The sequence below is a fragment of the Acidovorax sp. GW460-11-11-14-LB4 genome (assembly GCF_059423685.1).
The window spans coordinates 1-5856 of sequence record NZ_JBWKYJ010000127.1; the positions used below are offsets into that span (position 1 = coordinate 1).

5 protein-coding genes are annotated in these 5856 nt (G+C 67.5%); 1 reads left to right on the plus strand and 4 read right to left on the minus strand.

Annotation, left to right across the window (positions count from 1 at the left end):
* The 3 genes from AC07X4_RS23640 to hemC all read right to left on the minus strand — a co-directional run.
* A partial coding sequence (locus AC07X4_RS23640) for a uroporphyrinogen-III C-methyltransferase (RefSeq protein ID WP_494741504.1) occupies positions 1-732 on the minus strand: 732 nt, incomplete at its 3' end.
* On the minus strand, positions 729-1556 hold the full coding sequence (locus AC07X4_RS23645) for a uroporphyrinogen-III synthase (RefSeq protein ID WP_494741505.1): 828 nt from the start codon (positions 1554-1556) through the stop codon (positions 729-731). The genes AC07X4_RS23645 and AC07X4_RS23640, both read right to left, overlap by 4 nt.
* Positions 1557-1565: 9 nt before the next feature.
* A complete protein-coding gene (hemC, locus tag AC07X4_RS23650) occupies positions 1566-2498 on the minus strand; it encodes a hydroxymethylbilane synthase (protein ID WP_056066841.1) in 933 nt (310 codons plus the stop codon).
* A 128-nt stretch (positions 2499-2626) separates the two neighbouring features.
* Between hemC and ppc the strand changes: the two genes are divergently transcribed.
* Positions 2627-5416 carry a phosphoenolpyruvate carboxylase gene (gene ppc / locus AC07X4_RS23655; protein ID WP_494741506.1) on the plus strand — a complete coding sequence of 930 codons (2790 nt, stop codon included), beginning with the start codon at positions 2627-2629 and terminating at the stop codon, positions 5414-5416.
* A gap of 206 nt (positions 5417-5622) precedes the next feature.
* On the opposite strand, the gene AC07X4_RS23660 is transcribed toward ppc, so the two are convergent.
* The coding region (locus AC07X4_RS23660) for a DUF4148 domain-containing protein (RefSeq protein WP_494741507.1) at positions 5623-5856 on the minus strand (234 nt) is incomplete at its 5' end.

The following is a 5856-nucleotide window of genomic DNA, read 5'->3' on the forward strand; positions in this document are numbered from 1 at the left end:
GCCAGGGGCTGCGGGGCCGGCGGACAGGCGCTTGGTCGAGGCGGCCTGGGCCACGGCATTGAGCACGGGCAGGTCGTCCACCTGGCGCACCAGGTCGTCCAGGCGGGCCAGCAGGCCGGCGGTGTCGGTCACGGTGGCGCGGGTCAGGCGGTCCAGGTCGCGGCCGATGGCGCGCTGCACGGGGGCCAGGCGGGGCTGGGCAGAGCGCTCGATGCGTTGGTTTGCGCTTTTGAGCGCTGCCACCAGCGGCTCCAGGCTGCCGGTGAGCTGGGCCTGTTGCTGCGCCAGGCGGATGGCCGACTCAATGTCCACCACCAGGTTTTCATCGCGCGAACGCGACAGGCTTTGCATGAGTTCTTCGAGCTGGCTGCGCTGCAGGGCGACCTCGCTCACGCGGGCTTCCGCCACCGAGAGGCGAGCCGCCGTGTCGCGCACCAGCTCTTCGGCCTGGCGGGCCATGGTGCGGGCCTCGATGGCCAGGGCGCCCGAGTCGGCGGACTGCCGGGCCAGTTGTTCCTGGATGGCGCTGAGCTTTTGCCACAGCAGGCCGCTGCTGACCAATGCGGCTACCGCCACCGTGCCCAACAGCAAGGTCATGGCGCCACTGCGGCCGGTGGCAGCGGCTGGCGCAGCGGCCGAGGGGGCCGGGCTCACTGCTGGCGCGCCCACAGCGGCGGCCACAGGGGCTGCAGGGGGCGTGGAGGGCAGATCGTCGGGGGGCGCAGAACTCATGCGGCCGATTCTATCGAGGCCACCACATCTTCCAGCGCCGGACGGCATTCCCGCACGGTGCCAAAGCCCGCTGCGCGGGCCGCTTCGGCGATGCGCGGGTGGGTGGCCAGCGCATGGGCAGCGCCCCAGTATTGGGCGGGCAGGGCCTCGGCCAGGTGGGCCACCGCCTCGGAGCTGCTCAGCAGCCAGACGGAGCCGTCGTGCGCCGCCTGTTGTGCCAGCGCCACCTCCTGGGCCGTGAAGCGGGGCGCGCCGCGTTGGTAGGCCACCACAAACTCCACCTGACCGCCCCGCACCTCGATCTGCTGGGCCAGCCACTCGCGGCCATTGCCCTGGGGCGATTCGTGTGCGCCCTGCGGCGTGGCGGAGCGACCGCGCACGATCAGCACGCGGTCGCCAGGCCGCACCTGGGGGGCCACCTGCTGCCACAGAGCCTCGGAGTCGAACTGCGGTGCATCGGGCGCTGGCCCGTCGATGGCGTGGGGCGGCACGCCGGCCTGCTCCAGCGCGCGGGTGGTGCCAGGGCCGGGCGCCCATGCTCTTGTTTTTGTAGCTGCCAGGGCATGAATATCAAGCGCTACAGGGTGATTTTGCTCAAAAAAGTGCGCCACGGCATTGCCACTGACAAACATCAGGGCGCGGTAGTTGCCGACGTTGGCGCGGGCCGCGTCCAGCGCCTGTCGCAGTGCAGCGTCCGTGCAGGGGCCAATCGCAATCAGGGGCAGTGCCACGGCCTCAATGCCGTGTGCGCCCAGTTGCGCCACCCAATGCGCTGCTTCTCGGGCAGGGCGTGTGACGATGACACGGGGCGCTGAGGTGCCCATCTCAGGCTCTTAGGCCGGGGTGACGCCGCGCGCACCCCCAGCACGCAGGCGCTGCGCGATCGCGTCGCCCAGGGCTTCCGCCTGCGCCAGTGTGGTGACCGGGGCAGAGGCCTGGGCGCGCACCAGCGGGGCTTTGTCCTCGGGGTCGCCCCAGGCGGCGTCCAGCTGCAGCACGCCCTGGGTGAAGGTGCCGTGCGCTGCCAGGGGCATCGAGCAGCTGCCCCCCATGGCGCGACTCACGGCGCGCTCGGCGGCCACGGTCAGCCAGGTGGTCTGGTGGGCCAGCGGTGCCAGCGCGTCGATCAGGTCTTGCCGGTCGCTGCGCACCTCGATGCCCAGCGCGCCCTGGCCTGCAGCAGGCAGCATGGCGCTGGGCTCGAACGTGGTGCGGATGCGGGCTTCCAGCCCCAGGCGCTTGAGGCCTGCGGCGGCCAGCACGATCGCGTCGTACTGGCCTTCGTCCAGCTTGCGCAGGCGGGTGTCGAGGTTGCCGCGCAGGGGCTCGATCTTCAGGTCAGGCCGCAGAGCCTGCAGCAGCACCTGGCGGCGCAGGCTCGACGTGCCCACCACGGCACCCTGCGGGAGGGCGTCCAGGTTCTCGTAGCGGGGGGAGACAAAGGCATCGCGCGGGTCTTCACGCTCCATCACGCAGGCCAGGGCAAAGCCCTCGGGCAGCTCCATGGGCACGTCCTTGAGCGAATGCACGGCAATGTGGGCGCGGCCTTCTTCCAGCGCCACTTCCAGCTCTTTCACAAACAGGCCCTTGCCGCCCACCTTGCTGAGGGACTTGTCCAGAATCTGGTCGCCCTTGGTGGTCATGCCCAGCAGTTGCACGCTGTGGCCACGGGCTTCGAGCAGCGCTTTGACATGCTCGGCCTGCCACAGCGCAAGGCGACTTTCGCGGGTGGCGATGACGATGAGGGGCGTTGGCGAGGGGCTCAAGTTCGTAACCTGTTTGTAATTATTCAGCGGCGCAGGATGCTAGCATGCGCCCGCACTGGGGCTGGTGCGGCCTGCGGCTATGCGGGCTCAACGCGCCAGGCCATCCCACCCATCCCGGAGACTCCTGCATGAAACGATCCGACAAGGACCAGCCCCTGATTGATGACATCCGCCTGCTGGGCCGTATTCTGGGCGACGTGATCCGGGAGCAGGAGGGGGTGGAGGCTTATGAGCTGGTCGAGCAGGTCCGCAAGCTCTCCGTGGCCTTCCGCCGCGACGCCGACCAGGAGGCCGACCGCGCGCTCAAGAAGCTGCTCAAGTCCCTGTCGGGCGACCAGACGGTGAGCGTGATCCGCGCCTTCACCTATTTCAGCCACCTGGCCAACCTGGCCGAAGACCGCCACCACATCCGCCGCCGCGCTGTGCACGAGCGCGCAGGCGACACGCAAGAGGGCAGCATCGAGGTCGCCCTGTCGCGCCTGCGCTGGGCAGGCATTGCGCCCAAGACGATTTCGCAGACGCTGGCGGGCAGCTACGTGGCCCCCGTGCTCACGGCTCACCCCACCGAGGTGCAGCGCAAGAGCATTCTGGACGCCGAGCGCGACATCGCCCAGTTGTTGGCCACACGCGACGACATCCAGGTGCGCGCCCAGCTCTACAACAGTGCCAAGGACGCACTCACCCCGCGCGAGCTGGCTGCCAACGAAGCCCTGCTGCGTGCCCGTGTGGCGCAGTTGTGGCAGACGCGCCTGCTGCGCTACAGCAAGCTCACGGTGGCTGACGAGATCGAAAACGCGCTTTCTTATTACGAAGCCACCTTTCTGCGTGAGATCCCCAAGATCTATGCGGACCTGGAAAACGAGCTGGGCCAGTACCCTGTGCACAGCTTCTTGCGCATGGGCCAGTGGATTGGTGGCGACCGTGACGGCAATCCCAACGTCACCGCGCAGACCTTGCAATATGCCCTGAGCCGCCAGGCCGAAGTGGCCCTGCGCCACTACCTGACCGAGGTGCACTACCTGGGCGGCGAGCTGTCGCTGTCGGCCCGCCTGGTGCAGGTGTCCGCCGAGATGGAGGCCCTGGCCCAGCGCTCGCCCGACACCAACGAACACCGCGTGGACGAGCCTTATCGCCGTGCGCTCACCGGCATCTATGCGCGCCTGGCCGCATCGCTCAAGGATCTGACCGGTGGCGAAGCCGCGCGCCATGCCGTGGCGCCACAAAACGCCTATGCCAGTGCCGAGGCGTTCCTGGCCGACCTGCGGGTGATCGAGGCCTCGCTGCAGTCCCACCATGGCCAGGCCTTGGCTGCCGAGCGACTGCACCCGCTGATCCGCGCCGTGCAAGTGTTTGGCTTCCACCTGGCCACGGTGGACCTGCGCCAAAGCTCCGACAAGCATGAGGAGGTGGTGGCCGAGCTGCTGGCCAAGGCCCGTATCGAGCCCAACTATGCCAACCTGCAAGAGGCCGCCAAGCGCGCACTGCTGATCAAGCTGTTGAACGACGCGCGTCCGCTGCGCGTGGTGGGCGCGGAATATTCGGCCCACGCCCAAGGCGAGCTGGCCATTTTTGAAACTGCCCGTGTGATGCGCGAGCGCTTTGGCCACGAGGCCATCCGCCACTACATCATCAGCCACACCGAAACGGTGAGCGACCTGCTGGAGGTGCTGCTGCTGCAAAAGGAAGTGGGGCTGATGAACGGCACGCTGGATGCCGAGTCGAAGAACCACCTTATCGTGGTGCCCCTGTTCGAAACCATCGAAGACCTGCGCAATGCCGCGCCCATCATGCGCGAGTTCTACAGCCTGCCCGGCGTGGCCGCGCTGGTGCAGCGCAGCGGCGGCGAGCAGGACATCATGCTGGGCTACAGTGACAGCAACAAGGATGGCGGCATTTTCACCAGCAACTGGGAGCTGTACCGCGCCGAGATCGCCCTCGTCGAACTCTTCGACGAACTCGCCACCACCCACGGCATCCAGCTGCGCATGTTCCATGGCCGGGGCGGCACTGTGGGCCGTGGCGGTGGCCCCAGCTACCAGGCCATTCTGGCGCAGCCCCCTGGCACCGTGCGCGGCCAGATCCGTCTGACGGAGCAGGGCGAAGTCATCGCCTCCAAATACGCCAACCCCGAAATCGGCCGCCGCAACCTGGAAACTCTGGTCGCCGCCACGCTCGAAGCCACCCTGCTGCAGCCCACCAAGCCCGCCACCAAGGCGTATCTGGATGCTGCTGCGCAGCTCTCGCTGGCCAGCATGGGCAGCTACCGTGCGCTGGTGTACGAGACCCCGGGCTTTACCGACTACTTCTTCAACTCCACGCCCATCCGCGAGATCGCCGAGCTCAACATCGGCTCGCGCCCTGCCAGCCGCAAGGCCAGCCAGAAGATCGAAGACCTGCGCGCCATCCCCTGGGGCTTCAGCTGGGGCCAGTGCCGCCTCACGCTGCCCGGCTGGTTCGGCTTTGGCTCGGCGGTGGAAGCCTTCATCAACACCGAAGGCAAGGACCCCAAGGCCCAGCTGGCGCTGCTGCAGAAGATGTACCGCCAGTGGCCGTTCTTCCGCACCCTGCTGTCCAACATGGACATGGTGCTGGCCAAGAGCGACCTGGCCCTGGCTTCGCGCTACAGCGAGCTGGTGACCGATGCGCGTCTGCGCAAGAAGGTGTTTACCAGCATCGAGGCCGAGTGGCACCGCACGGCCGATGCGCTCACCCGCATCACCGGCGACAAGCAGCGCCTGACGCACAACACGGCGCTGGCGCGGTCCATCAAGCACCGCTTCCCGTACATTGATCCGCTGCACCACTTGCAGGTCGAGCTGGTGCGCCGCTGGCGCGCAGGGCAGGGCGACGAGCGGGTGCAGACCGGGATTCACATCTCCATCAACGGAATTGCAGCGGGGCTGCGCAATACGGGCTGATCTGCGGGCACAGCGGTCCGAACACCCACTTTCCAGCCTGCTGCTATCGCGGGCACCCACAACAAAAAGGGCTCCCAATGGGAGCCCAGTTTGTTTGGCCAGTGTGGAACTGTGTGTCAAAAACACCTCCCATGGCAGCAGCATCCGCACCGCGCGAAGTGCCACCACCATGGGAAGTCCCGCAAGTGCGTCAATCGGTCATGCGATTACATGGCGCTGAATTCGCCCGAAGGGATCTGGCCGGTGCGCAGAGCTTCGGCAGCCTGGGCACGCACGGCAGCACGGTCAGCGGTGGATTTATAGGTCACCACACGCGAGCCAGCAGGCTCGATGCTGCGTGTTTGTGCCACGGTAGCGGCTTCGGCAGCCACTTCAGCGCGGGTGCGGTTCGTGTCGAACTTCAGGGCAAATTGCGAGCCATCGGCTTCATCGGCATGGGC